11 protein-coding genes are annotated in these 16148 nt (G+C 41.3%); 3 read left to right on the forward strand and 8 right to left on the reverse strand.

The features are described 5' to 3' along the window. The first annotated feature begins 243 nt into the window (after nt 1-243). Nucleotides 244-1800: a bacillithiol biosynthesis cysteine-adding enzyme BshC gene (gene bshC, locus LXL81_RS18865; RefSeq protein ID WP_234648316.1), complete on the forward strand. Its 1557-nt coding sequence runs from the start codon at nt 244-246 to the stop codon at nt 1798-1800. A gap of 1 nt (nt 1801) precedes the next feature. Here bshC and LXL81_RS18870 read toward each other — a convergent pair whose 3' ends face one another. The 3 genes from LXL81_RS18870 to LXL81_RS18880 all read right to left on the reverse strand — a co-directional run bounded on the left by LXL81_RS18870 (nt 1802) and on the right by LXL81_RS18880 (nt 4095). Further along, on the reverse strand, nt 1802-2854 hold the full coding sequence (locus LXL81_RS18870) for a hypothetical protein (protein ID WP_234648317.1): 1053 nt from the start codon (nt 2852-2854) through the stop codon (nt 1802-1804). After that, nucleotides 2826-3416, reverse strand: coding sequence for a hypothetical protein (locus LXL81_RS18875; RefSeq protein WP_234648318.1), 591 nt, complete (start codon nt 3414-3416; stop codon nt 2826-2828). The genes LXL81_RS18870 and LXL81_RS18875 overlap by 29 nt, the downstream gene beginning before the upstream one ends. A 112-nt stretch (nt 3417-3528) precedes the next feature. Then, nucleotides 3529-4095: an RNA polymerase sigma factor gene (locus LXL81_RS18880; RefSeq protein ID WP_234648319.1), complete on the reverse strand. Its 567-nt coding sequence runs from the start codon at nt 4093-4095 to the stop codon at nt 3529-3531. A gap of 285 nt (nt 4096-4380) precedes the next feature. Here LXL81_RS18880 and LXL81_RS18885 point away from each other — a divergent pair, with 285 nt between their 5' ends. After that, nucleotides 4381-5604, forward strand: coding sequence for a 4-hydroxy-3-methylbut-2-enyl diphosphate reductase (locus LXL81_RS18885; RefSeq protein WP_234648320.1), 1224 nt, complete (start codon nt 4381-4383; stop codon nt 5602-5604). Between the two features lie 189 nt (nt 5605-5793). Continuing rightward, entirely contained in the window at nt 5794-11244 is a 5451-nt protein-coding gene (locus LXL81_RS18890) for an alpha-2-macroglobulin (protein ID WP_234648321.1), read from the forward strand. Between the two features lie 535 nt (nt 11245-11779). On the opposite strand, the gene LXL81_RS18895 is transcribed toward LXL81_RS18890, so the two are convergent. The 5 genes from LXL81_RS18895 to LXL81_RS18915 are packed head-to-tail and all read right to left on the reverse strand — an operon-like array spanning nt 11780 to nt 15982. Next, the gene (locus LXL81_RS18895) at nt 11780-12823 is read right to left on the reverse strand and encodes a hemin-degrading factor (protein ID WP_234648322.1); all 1044 of its coding nucleotides are present in this window, start codon (nt 12821-12823) and stop codon (nt 11780-11782) included. Between the two features lie 54 nt (nt 12824-12877). Beyond that, entirely contained in the window at nt 12878-13669 is a 792-nt protein-coding gene (locus tag LXL81_RS18900; RefSeq protein WP_234648323.1) for a heme ABC transporter ATP-binding protein, read from the reverse strand. After that, on the reverse strand, nt 13666-14781 hold the full coding sequence (locus LXL81_RS18905) for an iron ABC transporter permease (protein ID WP_234648324.1): 1116 nt from the start codon (nt 14779-14781) through the stop codon (nt 13666-13668). The genes LXL81_RS18900 and LXL81_RS18905 overlap by 4 nt, the downstream gene beginning before the upstream one ends. Continuing rightward, a complete protein-coding gene (locus LXL81_RS18910; protein WP_234648325.1) occupies nt 14778-15623 on the reverse strand; it encodes a hemin ABC transporter substrate-binding protein in 846 nt (281 codons plus the stop codon). Before LXL81_RS18910 ends, LXL81_RS18905 begins: the two co-directional genes overlap by 4 nt. Nucleotides 15624-15634: 11 nt before the next feature. Next, nucleotides 15635-15982 (reverse strand): DUF6686 family protein, encoded by a 348-nt coding sequence (locus LXL81_RS18915; protein ID WP_234648326.1) that lies wholly within the window; start codon nt 15980-15982, stop codon nt 15635-15637. Nucleotides 15983-16148: the final 166 nt, after the last annotated feature.

Raw genomic sequence — 16148 nt, forward strand, 5'->3', positions numbered from 1 at the left:
AATCTGGAAAACTAAAAACCAAAGACGATTAATTGAAAGGCCGGAGCTGTGTTAGTTCCGGCCTTTTTATATCAATTTTTACAGTAAGTGAAGCCAGGTTGTTTAACAAGTGTTAACGAAGTAGTTTAACTCAGTTTTTTTCATGAACTTTCAGCCAGATTGCATGGTTTATTTTCATTATGCACATCACCCTAAACGCTTAATACATTGCATTCTTTAATTGAGACTGAAAAACCACCTTTCATGACTGTTCATTCCGTTGATTTGCGTACTACGGGTCAGTTCCCTGCGCTGCTTCTCGATTATCTGGATCAAAAACCTTCACTTACAGACTTTTACGGTACTTTTCCTTCTGTTGAAAATGCCGCTGATATCATAAAACAAAGGTCAGATTTCAGTTTTGAAAAACGGCAGACGCTTGTTAAGGTTTTGGAAGAACAATATGCAGGACAACCGTATTTGCCTGATTTCTCAATTCTTTTAGACGAAAAAACATTTACAGTAACGACCGGTCATCAGCTTAATATTTTTACCGGACCGCTATATATTATTTATAAAATTGTAACCATCATTAACCTTGCCAAAGAATTGAAGGAAACCTATCCTGAATATAACTTTGTGCCGGTTTACTGGATGGCCAGTGAGGATCATGATTTCGCTGAAATTGCGTCTTTTCATTTGTATGGACAAACGCATAAGTGGGAAGGTGAACATAAAGGTGCTGTGGGAAGACTAAATCCCAAGGAACTGAAAAGTATTCTTAAATTACTGCCGGACAGACCATTACTTTTTGCAAAAGCCTATCTGGAAAATGAAACATTATCCGATGCCGTTCGATGTTATATGCACGAATTGTTCGGAAAGGAAGGATTGATTTGTATAGATGCAGATAACGCCGACCTGAAACGTCATTTTCTACCTGTTATTAAAGAAGAGCTTACCACTTTCACTTCCGCAGAAATTGTAAATAATACAACTGCAAAACTTTCTTCTCTCGGCTACCACACGCCATTAAATGCCCGCGAAATCAATTTATTTTATTTGGTTGATAACCTGAGAGAACGTATTGTCAAAGAAGATAACCTTTACAGGGTTCTAAATACGGATCTGGTTTTTACAGAAGAAGAAATTATTGAACTTGCAGACGAACATCCGGAATATTTCAGTCCGAATGTTGTGCTTCGTCCTTTGTATGAAGAGATTATTTTGCCAAATCTTGCCTATATCGGCGGTCCCTCCGAAGTTCCATACTGGTTGCAGTTAAAGGGTGTTTTTGATCATTACAAGGTAACTTTCCCGATGCTGATACCACGGAATTTTGCTATGTATATTACCGGGCAGCAACGTAAAAAAGTTGAAAAACTGGAAATCAGTTATGAAGATCTGTTTTTGGATGAAGTGACGCTAAGGAGAAAATTTGTCGAAACACATTCCACAAATGTCCTGGATCTGAATGACGAGAAAGCAGCCTTCTACGCACTTTTTGAAACAATACTTGATAAGGCAACGGCTATTGATAAATCTATGACAGGTGCTGTAAAAGCAGAAGAAACCCGGATTCGCCACTCTTTTGAACATCTGGAAAAGCGCCTCAAAAAAGCAGAAGAAAGAAATCACGAAAGTGAAATTGACCAGCTTCTGACTTTAAAATACAAGTTATTTCCTGGCAAATCTTCTCAGGAACGGTATGATAATTTCCTGAATTTTTACCTGAACGACCCGACGTTTATCTCAAAACTTCTCGCAGCTTTCAAACCGCTCGATTTCCGGTATAACGTATTGGTAGAAGAAAAATCCTGATTTAATTTTTCAGTTTCACATCACCGTAATTGGAGAAAACAGTAATTTTTGCACCCGAGCCGGTTCCCATTTTACCCTGATACTGCTTGGATTGATTGAATGTAGTTTTTTCTTGTTTGGCCGGGTGTTTGGAAAAATTTACATTGGGCGGACAGCTGAAATTTCCATTTGTTACAATAATATTAAAACTGTTGGATTCTGCCGGGAGCGTCACCGTTGAAAACTGCGCCTGGATATTCAAATGTTCATCCGAAGAAGGCAGTTCTTCCATCCGGAAATTGTCCGAATAATTTAAATTGATTTTTCCCTTTCCGCGGAGCTTGCCGATGACTGCTTCTGAATAATTAATATTGGTTGTCAGGTCATTGACATCACCAATGGAAAGTTCTCCGTTTTTAATGTTTAATATCAGCGTTTTAACCTGATCAAGTTTCAGATTGGAAAATTTGAATTCCATATTTCCACCCTCCATCTTTCCGATTTTTACCTGCCCAAATTGTGAGTTAATTACATTCTGAACATTATCCAGCGTGTTCGCATAGAAATTCCCATGTCTGGAATCAATCGTAAGCGGTGCCTCAAATATCGGGATATTGGTATCACCAAACTGGTTTTTTACCACCAGCTCATTTTCCTTCGGCATATAAATCGTGTAATCGATCTGGATAAAATTCTTTTCGCCCGACTTATTTCTCAGCGCACTCCATCCACTGCTGGCAAAACTATTTTTGTCAATCATGGTTTTAAGTCCGATCAGATTCTTTGAACGGATTTCGCCAATCTTTACTGAATTCATATATTCTGCTGCTTTGGATTCACTCTGCGCAGAAGCGGTGACAATGATCTCAATTTTGATCTCACTTTTCTTCCAGAGATTTACCTTTACCTCTCCATATTGATTGTCGATCGTAAGCTGATCACGCTCGTTTACTTCAAATACCTTTACAATATTTTTCCGCTTTTCAACTAGCATGGATTGCTCCGGACCAAATGCATTAGCGTATGCAGGAAACAATAAAGCAAGATTAAACAGTAGGGGAATTATTTTTTTCATGGCTTTGGGTTGCCTTTTTGATACGTTGTAAAATAGTCAGTTGCTGATTTAGCAAATCCACCTGGTATTGCAGATTTTCTATCATAGCACGAATCAATGCTTCCTGGTTTGGCGCATTGCCCAGGTCAGATTTAAGATTCTGATAGCTGTTTTCAAGACTTTTGAGATCAGCCGAAAAATCTTTGTATAATTCAGGATTACTGCTTGCCAGCTTAAAGATTTCGTTGCGCTTTTCATCAATCAAAACATTGTACTGATTGAATTCACGGGCATAAGCCGGCACTTTCAGCGCAACAGCCGGATCGCGTGTTACACCATATTCCTTGTTGAGGTAGAAGAGATAACCGACGCCAAGAGCCAGAATCACTCCGGCAGCAATGCGCCAGTCGAAATAAGGATTATGAAGTCGTTTTACTTTTTTCTGCGGTTCTGCGGGTACCGACGGAATACTATTTTCGATCCGGTCCCACAAAGAATCCTGAGGTAAGAAAACGTCGAATCCATCCCTATTATCCCGCACAAACCTTTCCAGACGATCTTTTTTATCAGAAGACTTTTTCATTGATTGTTAACATATAAAGTGTAAAGTTTCGATTCAAATGATACTGTTTTTTAGTTTTTCAAATTATTTGTTAGTACTCCTCTTTTGTTATAATCGTGGCATTCAATTGCCGTCAGCCTTTTCCAAGTATTTCCGTTAATTTTCTTTTTCCCCGCATATACTGCGTTCTCGATGTCGTTTCGCTGATCCCTAAAACTTCCCCGATTTCCTCGTGGTCATAGCCTTCAAACAAATAAAGACTTACAACAACCCGGTAACCATCAGGCAATCTTAAAACCGCATTTCTGATCCGTTCTACCTCCAGAGTGGTATCATTTTCATGCCAGCCAAAGCTGTCGTCCATTTCCTGTCCGTCTTCCAGCATTTCCTGGAATTCTTCAATTTCCACCCATTTTACCTTTCTGCTCCGAAGGTGATTAATGGACTTATTGACAACAATCTGTTTGAACCATGCACCAAAAGTCGATTGCTGACGAAATTGGTGGAGGTTTGTAAATGCGTCTACGAACGCCTCCTGCAAGACGTCTTCTGCTTCACCGTTATGATTTATGATCCGCATGCATATGTTGAACATAGCCTTTGAGTAACATTTGTATAGCTCATACTGCGCTTTGCGCTCTCCGAGTTTACAACGTTCTACCAGGTCCACATGCTGGTCGGTGTACAATTTCGTTTTCAAGCAGAAGGTTTAGATTTGAACGTTCTGGATTAAAGAGGTTATTACCTGTGAAGATGTTGCATCAAGGTACAAAATATTTTGGTGGCTGTCGGCAATCGACCGTCAGCAGTCGGCATACAACCAATAAAAATCTCCTTTTTGACAATAGCTTGATAGCCGATTGCCAAAAGCCGACAGCCATTTGAACAAACCCAATTCCTCATTTGTTATTAAAACAATCACATCTGTTTTGACAATTCCTCAAAAATGGCCTATTTTGTTACTTACAATCCATCGAATCTGTAAATGAAAACGTTTAACATACCCGATTTTTACCGGAGCCGTATTATCACACCGATTAAGGAATTCCGTCGTAAAAACGATAAACTGAAACGTGATTTTACGCCAACGGTACTGGATTTCGGCCCGGTACAATTTCTGATCGCGCGCCATTTCGGATTTTGTTATGGGGTTGAAAATGCCATTGATATTGCATACAGAGCCATTTCTGAAAATCCCGACAAAAGGATTTTTCTTTTGAGTGAAATGATACACAATCCGGATGTCAACAGGGATCTGACGGATCGGGGTGTAAAATTCATCATGGATACCAAAGGCAATCAGCTGATTCCATGGGAACAATTAACGCCCGATGATATCGTAGTGGTGCCTGCCTTTGGGACGACAATTGAAAACCAGAAAAAACTAACTGAACTTGGTATCAATTCCTATATCTACGATACGACTTGTCCATTCGTAGAGAAAGTATGGAACCGCGCTGAACAGATCGGGCAAAAGGATTATTCCATTATTGTTCATGGAAAACCGTTTCATGAAGAAACACGTGCGACTTTTTCACATAGTAAGGAAAATGCGCCAACGATTGTGGTGGAAGATATGAAACAGACCATTCGTCTGGCTTCGTATATAACAGGCGAACTTCCTGCCCAACAGTTTTTTGAAGATTTCAAAGGGCAATATTCAGAAGGTTTTAATCCGGAAAAAGATTTGCAGCGCATTGGCGTGGTTAACCAAACTACCATGCTTGCCTCTGACACACAGGGCATTGCAGATTATTTAAAAAATGTAATGACCAAACATTACAGTCTGCGTCCGGAAGAAGTTGAAACACGATTTGCCAATACCCGTGATACACTTTGTTATGCGACAAATGATAATCAGGATGCAACGTATGCTCTATTGACGCATCCGGCAGATCTGGTCATCGTGGCCGGCGGTTACAACAGTTCCAATACGTCCCATCTGGTTGAGCTTTGTGAAGCAAAACTGCCAACTTATTTTATCGAGTCGGTTAATAAGATACTGGATAATAACCTGATCCGGCATTTTAATCTGCATACAAAGGAGGAAACAGTCTCAGAAAATTATTTACCGTTAAAATCTCCTGTTCGTATCATGCTGACCTGCGGAGCATCCTGCCCGGATGCAGTAGTGGAAGGGATTTTGATGCGTTTATTGTCATTTTTTGAAGAAACAAAGCCTGTTGAAGAAGTGATGCAGGCTTTTTGATTGGTACTATTTCTCTGACCGTTAACACAAATCAGGCCAGATAAAATTAAGATTTGATACAATAACAGTTAATTTAGACGGGTGAATTTTTGTCATAAAAATTCACCCGTCTTTTATATCCTGATTTAGGACAAAAAACGTTATTGCCGCAAACAAATCTATCAGTCTGAAAAATTCGTTATTGTTGTCATGAGAAAAAACGCGTCTTCTCTCTTCATTTTTATTCTTTTCTTTGCATATCTTTTTAATGGCTGTTCTTCCCTGAACGAAGTAAAAATTGCCGGAACAAATTTCAAAGACGAAATCGGTCAGTCTCAAAATCTTGTTTTTACTTTTAATAAAGATCTTGTTCCCGAAAGCCTGCTTAACGACTGGGATTCAACGCAGTATATCCAGTTTGAGCCAGCCGTTCGCGGTAAATTTAAATGGTCGGCACCAAATGAACTGATATTTTCACCAGTCGCCGGATTTGGCTCCGCAACAAATTACAAAGCGAAACTTACCAACAAATTATTGACGCAATCCAAAACGGATAAAAGATATGACGTTTCAGCTGAAACGGTTGAATTTCATACACCTTATCTGCAATTGATTGAAACAGAAAGCTGGTGGACACTTTCAAAAGAAACCGGCCGTCAGGAAGCGCGTGTCAAACTGATTTTTAACTATCCGGTCACGACGCAAAATGTTGCTGAAAGGTTAAAATTATCGCTCGCCGAAAAATCTGTTTCATACAAAATCCTGCCTTCGGCGGAAGGAAAAATAATAACGCTGGCTTTGGCCAATAGCGGTGCAGCAGATAATAATCCGGTGCCGTTACAGATCACATTGGACAAAGGACTAAAAGCGCAAAATACCACTTACGCCACCAAAGAAATTCTGGAAAGAACAACCAGTCTGCCATCGCCGCTTCATTTGGAAATCGCTGATATCAAGACAGGTTTTGAAAATAATGCTGCTTTTGTTCGTGTCGTTACAACGCAGGAAATAGTTAAAGAAAGCATTGAAACCGGTTTTTCCATCAATCCAACGGCTACATTAACAAGCGAACTGACGGAAAATGGCTTCATACTGCGAGGCGATTTTAACGAAACTGATACTTATGCTCTTTTGATCAACAAAACCTTGAAAGGCGTACTTGGGAAAACTTTGGAAGATGAGACTTCGCGTGATCTGTTCTTTGGAAAAATGCCTGCGGGAATTTCATTTGCCAATAAAAAAGCCCTTTACATGACGCCAAAAGGCTCCCGAAATATGGGTGTTCAGATTGTAAATGTGCCGAAGGTTCAGGTTAAAATTGCCAAACTATATGCCAATAACATTTTGAGTTACGTACGCGCTAACCGTTGGGAGGAATACGGATATGTGGGTGAAGACTGGAAATCTACCGGCGCATTTAATTATGGTAGTGACGAAGAAAATAATTTCACAGATATTGTTGTAAATAAGGTTGTTGACACAGAAAATCTTCCAAAAGCCAAGGGAATTTCAGCCTTAAATATTGCACTGCCGGATGATAACGGCCGCCGTGGGATTTATCTCGTTTCGGTCAATTCAAAAGATGAGGCTTACCTGGGCGCGACAAAATTGGTTTCCATTTCAGATATCGGTTTGATTGCAAAACAGGGGATAGATGAGCTATGGGTTTTTTCCAATTCGATCAAAACAAACGAGCCGCTGCCAAATCTGGAAATCACCTTAATCAGCACGAATAATCAATCCATGTTAACTGCCACCACGGACGGTGATGGTGTTGCGCATATTGAAAAACTAAACGAAAAAGCGCCTGGTTTCAAGTTAGCGATGATTACGGCAGGTAATAAAGAAGATTTCAATTATCTGCTTTTGGATGATACCCGCGTGGAAACTTCCCGCTTTGAAGTGGAAGGTCAGCGTGATAATACTTCCGGTTTGCAGGCATTTATTTATGGTCAGCGCGATATGTACCGTCCGGGTGAAACATTACATTTTAACACCGTTATCAGGAATCAAAACTGGCAGGTTGAAGCCGAAGTTCCCCTCAAATTAAGACTGGTAACGCCAAACGGAAGAGAGTACCGGACCTGGCGAAAAACTACGAACAAACAAGGTGCCGTTGAAACAGAAGTGGCCATGGAAACGGCCGCGCTTACCGGGACTTATGTGTTGGAAGTCTACAATGCCAACGATGTCTTGCTCGCATCACAATCTGTCAATGTTGAGGAATTTATGCCGGACCGTATTAAAGTAGATTTGAGCGGCGCGCAAAAAGAATATGTTTCAGGAAGTACAATTTCTCTGACTGCAACAGCGCTGAATTTATTTGGTCCGCCCGCCAGTAACCGGACTTACGAAATGGAATCGCAGCTGAAAAGAAAAAGCTTTTTAGCTCCCGGTTTTCCAGAATTTACATTTGATATTCCCGCCGAAACCACTTTTGAAAAAGAACGCAGGCAAGGTATAACGAATGAGCAAGGACAGGCAACGGAGAAATTCCCTTTGGCTCCGGGAATAAAGGATATCGGGGTTTTGGAAGGGAAAATATATGTTACCGTTTTTGATGAAAATGGCCGTCCCGTTAATCGTTTACAGCATTTTAATGTTTTCACGCAAAACGTTTTTTACGGAATTCATTTGCCGGATTCTTATGTCGGCGTAAATGCACCTGTGCCTTTTGAAATTGTGGGTGTGAATAGCAAAGGAGTTTTACAAAATGGTGCCAAGGCCAAAGTAGAAATCGTCCGTCTTGAATACCAAACGGTAGTTGAAAAGAAAAATGAACAGCTGACCTATACTTCCAGAAAAAGTGAAAAAGTTGTCTATTCCAATATTCTCAATCTTGTAAACGGGAAAAATACTTTTCGTTATGTTCCCACGGTTTCCGGGGAATATGAAGTAAGAATCCGCCGACCGGAAGCAGAGCATTACAGCGTGGCTCATTTCTATGCTTATGGCTCGGGTTATACACAATATTCGTCTTTTGAAGTAAGTAATGAAGGACGGGTTTTGATGGAAACCGATAAGGAAAAATACAATGTGGGCGAAACGGCGACAATTCTTTTCAAAACACCTTTTGATGGCAGATTACTGGTAACTGTTGAAAGAAACAGTGTTCTGGAACATCACATTTTAACCACGGAAAAGAAAGCTGCTGAATTAAAACTTAACCTGAAAGAGGAACATTTACCCAATGTTTTTGTGACGGCAACGCTAATCCGGCCGCTTGATAATTCCGATCTCCCGCTGACGGTTGCCAACGGCTTTATTCCAGTTTTGGTAGAAGATGCAAAACGAAGTTTGCCTGTTTCCATTACGACTGCTGATAAGTCAAGATCAAAAACGAAACAGCAAATTCGTATTAAAACACAGCCAAATGCAGAGGTAACAATCGCGGTTGTGGATGAAGGGATTTTGCAGATCAAGAATTTTAAAACGCCGGATATTCACGGTTATTTTTATCAAAAACGCGCTTTGGAAGTTACCAGCCATAATTTGTATGCGCTTCTTTTCCCTGAATTAAATATTTCAGGCGCGTCCAGTTTTGGTGGTGATGGTTATGATCTTGAAAAACGAATTAACCCTTTAAGTAACGGAAGGACGGAACTGGTTTCTTTTTGGAGCGGGCAAATTGCTGCCAATGGAAGCGGTGAAGCCACTTTTGATATAAATATTCCGCAATTTAGCGGTGATTTGCGGATCATGGCCGTGGCCTACAAAGACAATGCTTTTGGGTCGGCCAGTAAAAATATGAAAGTAGCAGATCCGGTTGTGATCAGTGCCGGTTTGCCGCGGTTTTTAAGTCCGGGTGACGAGCTCGTTTTACCGGTTAATATCAGTAACACAGAGAAAAAACCGGCAGACGCCACGGTGACTTTACAGGTAAGCGGACCGTTAAACTCCGGTTCGATTCCTGCCGTCCAAAAAATAAATATTCCCGCAGGAAAAGAAACACGAGCTGTGTTTTCTGTAAAAGCTTTGACAGCCATCGGTGCAGGAAAAGTGATTGTGAAAGTGAATGCATTTGGAGAAACGTTCACACAACAAACAGATATTACCGTTCGTCCGGCTTCGCCTTTATTAAAAACAAGCAGCTCCGGACAAATTGCCGGTGGACAGCAGGGATTAATAAATCTGACCAATAATTTTATTCCTTCAACAACCAGCAGTCAGGTTGTATTGAGCCGGTCACCGCTTGTTGGAGGGGGTGGAAAAGCACTTTCCACGCTGCTTGGCTATCCTTATGGTTGTCTGGAACAAACGATTTCCAAAGCATTTCCTCAGATGTATTTTGCGGAACTGTCCAAAGCAATGGCTACGCCGGTATATCTGGTAAAAACGGGAGAAAGTGATTTTAATCCGGTAACCAATGTGCAGCAGGCAATTCGTAAAATTGAATCACAACAACTGTTCAATGGCGGCGCGGTCATGTGGCCGGGTGCTATCACAGAAGACTGGTGGACAACGGCTTATGCCGTGCATTTCCTGGAAGAAGCGCGCCGGGCAGGTTTTGAAATAAATCCGAAAACGCTAAGTAAAGCCATTGATTATCTGACTGCCAAAACAGGAACAACGGCAACGCGGGAAGTTGCCATAGCCAGCACAAACAATGGTTTGACAAAAGAATCTTTAACGCAAATTCGTAAAACGGTGGCGCGTAGGGAAACGCTTTACTCCTTATATGTTCTGGCATTAACCGGTTCCCCGAATCGTGCTGCTATGAATTATTACAAACAAAACCCTCAGCTGCTGACGATCGATGCGCGTTATCTGCTGGCAGGAGCTTTTCAATTGATAGGAGATACAAGAAGTTTCAGTGCCATTCTGCCAAAAAGTTATGTGTATCAAAATGGCAGTGCGGTTTTTGATGACAGTTATTCGTCTCCTTTGCGCAATCTCGGTTTGGTATTGAATACGCTTTTGGAAACGGATGGTGATAATTTACAGATCACGCCTTTGGCCCGGCAATTGTCCAAAGCAATTCAATCTGCTTCTTATATCAATACCCAGGAAGCCAGTTTTACGATTTTGGCTTTGGGAAAAGTGGCCAGGAAAACTTCTTCTTCAACGGTTACGGGTTCTGCATTGGTTAATGGAAAGAAAATCGCAGCTTTTGACGGAAAGGAATTGAAAATAGCCAAAGGAATTGTCAATCAAAAATTAACTGTCACCACGGCAGGAAAAGGAGATTTGTACTGGTTTGCAAAGTCGGAAGGTATGTCTGCAACTGGTGCTTTTGTGGAGGAAGATCAGGGATTAAGTATTCGCCGGCAATATCTGACACGTGATGGAAAACCTGTTTCGGTTTTGCATCAGAATGATCTGGTTGTGGTGAAACTATCTCTTTCAAGTACAAATGGACTTCCGGTTGAGAATGTTGTTGTAACGGATTTGTTACCGGCCGGTTTTGAAATTGAAAATCCAAGGATCACCGAACCTCGTGATATGCCCTGGATCAAAAATGCTGCGATTCCAACTTATTATGATATTCGTGATGACCGGATTCATTTTTTCACCGCGGCTGATAAAATTGAAAAGTCGTTTTATTATCAGGTGAGGGTTGTTTCCAAGGGAACTTTCACAAGCGGGCCTGCGGCGGCTGATGCGATGTATCAGGGAGAATTCAGAAGTTATTCGGGTGGGGGGAAATTGAAGGTTGAATAGAGTCCTTTCGTTTAACCGCAATGGGTGCAATGGTTTTCGCAATGGACGCAGGGGTTATTTGAAGTTTTTTAATACCGGTCGGACGGCGAAAAAGCCGACCGTAGGCCCGTCCGACGGTTTTTTTTACCGTCGGACGGGTAACAAAAGTTCTGATTATCAAACTCTTGCGTCCATTGCGAAACCTATTGCGCCCATTGCGGTTAAACATACGGTTAAAAACAAAAAAGACTGTCCCGAATCGGAACAGCCCATTTGAATCACTATGGCGAAATAATATGTTATTGTCACGAATTTTTTCGGCTCCATTGGAGCCTCCTGTTTATAGAAAAATCCTGGATATCTCGATTTCCCTGGCTCCTTCGGAGCCTCCTGCCAGATTAAAAATTTTATTACATTTAACAGGCGACTCCTACGGAGTCAAAATCACAGTTTAAAAATCAATGTTCTATAAACAGGATGCTCTTATGGAGCAATTTATTTTGGGGCATGTGATATGAAAAACTCCAATCTTAATCTTTCAATCCCTCTTTTAAAATTACTTCCTGACGACAGACTTCTCAATCAATTCCGGCCACGCCGTCAGTTCCGGCTGACCAGGTTTACGTTTTCCAAAAAACTGGTTGAACATAACACCTTCTTTATCAATCAATTCAATACCTGTCACAATTCCGTCTTCCGTTGGTTTTCTTACAACCCAGGCTTCGTCAATAGCATCTTCACGCAAATGGAGATTGAATGCGGGATCCATAATATTCAACCATGGTCCCATCACAAAAATCTTGTTTATTGGTCCTGTATGAATCTGGATACAGTTTGGATTTGAAACAAAAACCATGATCGGCAATTCAGTTTCAGAGACTGCATCAAAAACTGCTTTCATACTTTCCGGCTTAATTTGATATGCGTACCCTTCCGGCGCATGACGAAGTGCTTCTTTTCTTGACAATTTATACTTACGCAAAAGTCCGAAAAACTCATGCGTATCTTTCAAATTCAGCCATTCTGCCTGAAATGCAGGTGTATCAATATCACCTGCTGGTTCTTCTGCTTTTTTCTCAGGTTTAGCCGCGGTCAAAGGCAAAGTTTCCTGATCGGCAGCGCGGTATTTTACAACCAAGGCCTCATAGGCTTCTTTATTACTTTGTTCAGTCAAATAAATTTTATGTGCCGCTTCACCAAAACTGTTGAAAAATTGCAGGCTATAACGATCCCCTTCATGCACAGCAAAACCAAATTTCCAGTCGCCGAGAAACAATCTTAGATCAATATCCGGCCCTAAAACCAATCCTACGTGGTTGTTGAATGAGACATTTTCATAAACGCCTTTACGCTCGTGTACTACGTGGTCATTCCTTGTAAGTGCCATCACGTAGCCCAAAGAAGTAACATCTTTTAGCAATTCACGAAAATCACCTTCCAGTAAAATTACATTTTCGCCTAATCCGGTTGCCAACAAATCTGCTTCTGTCGAGTCCAGTTCTTTTGCTGCGTCACGGATTCTTGTCTTAGGATTTTCTGTTTTGAATTCGGCCCAACGATCTTTGAGTGCTGCACGGTCAGCTATTATTTCAGTCTTCATAGTATATAGTATTAATTTATACGGAGATGTTTATTTTTTGAATTGATTGAATAGTTATAAAACAGAAACGGATGACGCCTCAGGAATGATGACAGGAAAAGGTGTGTCTTCCGGCTGAATTATTCTAACCGATACACCAAACGCCTCCCGGATGTTTTCACCAGTTAAAACCTCGTGCGCGGTACCCATCGCAAAAGTTTTACCTTTTTTCAGCATTAAAACCTGATCAGCATATTGTAATGCAAAATTCAAGTCATGAACTACGGCAATTACGCCATAACCTTTCCCCGTCATTTCTTTTGCCAGCTGAAAGGTTTCATACTGATGCAGCAGATCCATTCCGGAAGTAGGTTCGTCCAGCAATATAAACCCTTCCCGGACTTCCCAGATTTGCGCCAGCGTCCTGGCAAGCTGAACGCGCTGCTGTTCCCCGCCGGATAACGTCGGATATAACCTGTCCCGAAAATGAGCAATTCCTAATTTTTGAAGACAATGATCTACAATCGCCAAATCTTTTGGCGAAGGTTTTGAATCATAATACGGATAACGACCCATCAACACAATTTCCCGTACAGAAAAAGAAAGTGTGATCACATTTTGCTGGGCAAGGACAGCACGTTTTTGCGCCAGTTCTTTTAAACTATACTTTTTCAGATCTCTGCCATGAAAAGAAATTGTTCCGGAAGTTGGCGTTATTTCTTTTGACAAAGCCTTCATGAAGGTGGATTTTCCGGCTCCGTTAGCTCCCACAATAGCCCAGAATTCACCCGTTTTCGCTTTGAAATTTATATCCTGTAACAGCGATTTATTTTTTACTCCAAAATGTAAATGGCTAGCTTCTATCATACGCGGTTTCGTTTTTGATTCCAAAGAAGATACAGGAAAAACGGTGTTCCCAGCAGCGCCGTCAAAATGCCGATCGGAAGTTCTGCCGGAGCGACAATGGTGCGCGAAATGGTATCAGCCAATGTCAGAACAATGGCACCGCCAATGGCAGATCCTACCAGTAAATACCGGTTATCCGGACCAAAAATGCTTCGGATAATATGCGGAACTACTAATCCGACAAAACCAATTGTTCCGGCCACAGCAACCGAAGAACCAACAGCCATCGTCGCCAGAATGATGATTGACCTTTTCAAAACTTTCATATTCACACCTAAATGTGCCGCCTGACTTTCTCCCAAAACCAGCAAATTCAATGATTTAGCCAGATATGGCATAAATACGATACTGCATCCGACAAACGGAAGGACCGAGACAACAGTCGTCCAGTTTGCACCGCCTAAACTTCCCAATGTCCAGAAAGTAATTGTTCTGAGTTGTTCGTCGGTCGCTATGTAAGTCATCAATCCGGTAAGTGCACCTACAAAAGCGTTGATCGCAATACCGCACAAAAGCATGGTTGTAACGCTGCCTTCGCCCGTAATTTTTGAAAGCTGATAAACCAGCATCGTTGTTAGTGCCGCACCAATAAAAGCAGCAAAAGAAAGTGTGTAAGCTCCGGCATATTCATTGATAATGCCAAGAAATTTTATGTTCAGCATAATCACAATCACCGCAAAAAGCGAGGCTCCGGAAGTAACACCGATTAATGTTGCATCGGCAATCGGATTCCTGAACAGACCTTGCAAAGCCGCACCGGCAATTCCCAATCCTGCACCAACCAAAATCCCCAGACAAACTCTTGGTAAACGGATCACCCAAAAAACGATGTCTTTTTGTTCTTCCAAAATCGGCGTATCTGTTATTCCGGTTTTATAAGAAATGATACCAACTATTTCGGAAAATGAAATATGCAAGGCACCCGTTCCGACGGAAAAAATAGTACAGGCAAATAAAGCAATACTTAAAATCAGGATAACCCAACCCGGCGAAAGCGGCTTTTTCAGCTTATCAGAAATCATTTTCGGATTCTGGCTTTTTGATTTTGTTATGATTTCTTCCGCTGTCATCATTTCACTTTTTGAGCTAATTCGGCGGCGGCTTTTCCCAGACGCGGTCCAAATCCTGTGAGAAGCTGGCCGTCCATCGATACAATTTTTCTGTTTTTACCGGCATTGGTAAACGCAACACCAGGCACTTTCAAAAGTCCGTCGATACCGTCAACACTTTCCAAACCACTGGAAAAAAGTACGAGCACATCCGGATTTGCGGCTAAAAGTGATTCTGAGGTTAAGGGTTTAAAATCAGTAAAATCAGTTACGGCATTCTTTTGTCCGATTAATGTGAACATCTTGTCGAGAGAAGTGTTTTTCCCGGATACCATCAGGGTTCCGGTTCCTCTTGCATAAATAAAAAGCAGTTTTTTGGGTGTGGCGGGTTTAGGAAGTTTTGCCAGATCTGCTTTCAGTGATTTTATCATTTTCTCGGCCTGTGGTTTGGCATTGAAATATACGCCCATTTCTCTGATCAGATTTACAGTGCCTTCTTCTGAATATTCCTGTTTAAAAGTCACCACTTTTTTGCCTGAGCTATTCAATTGTTTCAGCACATTGGCAGACATCATGCTTTGGTCGCTTGTCACGATCACATCAGGATTCAGGGCCAGAATTCCCTCAGACGAAATATTTCTGTTGTGCCCGATTTTTGGCAATCTCTCCAATGATGCAGGGTAAGTACTTGTGACATCTACGCCAACTATCTGCGATTCAAGGCCTAATCCCACCAATATTTCACTCAATGTACCATTAGCAGAAACAATCCGCAGGGGTGCCGGTTTGCTGAAAACGGAAAATGAAACCAGACAGAAGACTAAAATCAGCGAGCGACAAACGCCGTAAAAACCTGTGGTACGCATGAGCTTGTACTTTATTTATGATTTGAAAATATCCGGTCAATTTCCAGTGCCAGTAAGGTTTCCTGTAAAAGGTTTTTTATTTCTTCCACTTCATCATCATTAAATGACAACATGAAATTTGGTATCGGAGAGCGTAGAAGATGATTTCTTCCATGAGGCAACGCCGTGTCCAGGCTTTGAAACTGGTGTTTATCGTACAACATTGCGTGAAACCCACTTAATCCGTCTTCTGAGAAAATGAATAGCACATTACCAAAAACAAAATTATAATGATCACAACAGCTGCATTGCCCGATGTATCCGTTTTTCGACTGACTTAAAATCCGTAACGACGAATGGGAATGTGAAGCGTCATGCATAACTGTGTATGGATAAAGTGCCCTGCTAATTTGATTTCCGGAAAACTATTCTGATGCCATTTGATACGGACAAATATAGTAAAATATTATTTAGACCAAATATAAACAATAATAAAAAATACTTTTCTCCCCCGGTGGCTAGGTAAGAAGTCTGTTAAAATCGTAT

The organism is Dyadobacter sp. CY356, assembly GCF_021440195.1.
Lineage (GTDB): Bacteria > Bacteroidota > Bacteroidia > Cytophagales > Spirosomataceae > Dyadobacter.

Excerpts from the sequence above, each read along its gene's own strand:
- LXL81_RS18915 (WP_234648326.1), bottom strand. The coding sequence starts at position 15,982 with ATGCATGACGCTTCACATTCCCATTCGTCGTTACGGATTTTAAGTCAG.
- LXL81_RS18890 (WP_234648321.1), top strand. The coding sequence starts at position 5,794 with ATGAGAAAAAACGCGTCTTCTCTCTTCATTTTTATTCTTTTCTTTGCA.
- LXL81_RS18885 (WP_234648320.1), top strand. The coding sequence starts at position 4,381 with ATGAAAACGTTTAACATACCCGATTTTTACCGGAGCCGTATTATCACA.
- LXL81_RS18910 (WP_234648325.1), bottom strand. The coding sequence starts at position 15,623 with ATGCGTACCACAGGTTTTTACGGCGTTTGTCGCTCGCTGATTTTAGTC.
- LXL81_RS18895 (WP_234648322.1), bottom strand. The coding sequence starts at position 12,823 with ATGAAGACTGAAATAATAGCTGACCGTGCAGCACTCAAAGATCGTTGG.
- LXL81_RS18905 (WP_234648324.1), bottom strand. The coding sequence starts at position 14,781 with ATGATGACAGCGGAAGAAATCATAACAAAATCAAAAAGCCAGAATCCG.
- LXL81_RS18870 (WP_234648317.1), bottom strand. The coding sequence starts at position 2,854 with ATGAAAAAAATAATTCCCCTACTGTTTAATCTTGCTTTATTGTTTCCT.
- LXL81_RS18900 (WP_234648323.1), bottom strand. The coding sequence starts at position 13,669 with ATGATAGAAGCTAGCCATTTACATTTTGGAGTAAAAAATAAATCGCTG.
- LXL81_RS18875 (WP_234648318.1), bottom strand. The coding sequence starts at position 3,416 with ATGAAAAAGTCTTCTGATAAAAAAGATCGTCTGGAAAGGTTTGTGCGG.
- bshC (WP_234648316.1), top strand. The coding sequence starts at position 244 with ATGACTGTTCATTCCGTTGATTTGCGTACTACGGGTCAGTTCCCTGCG.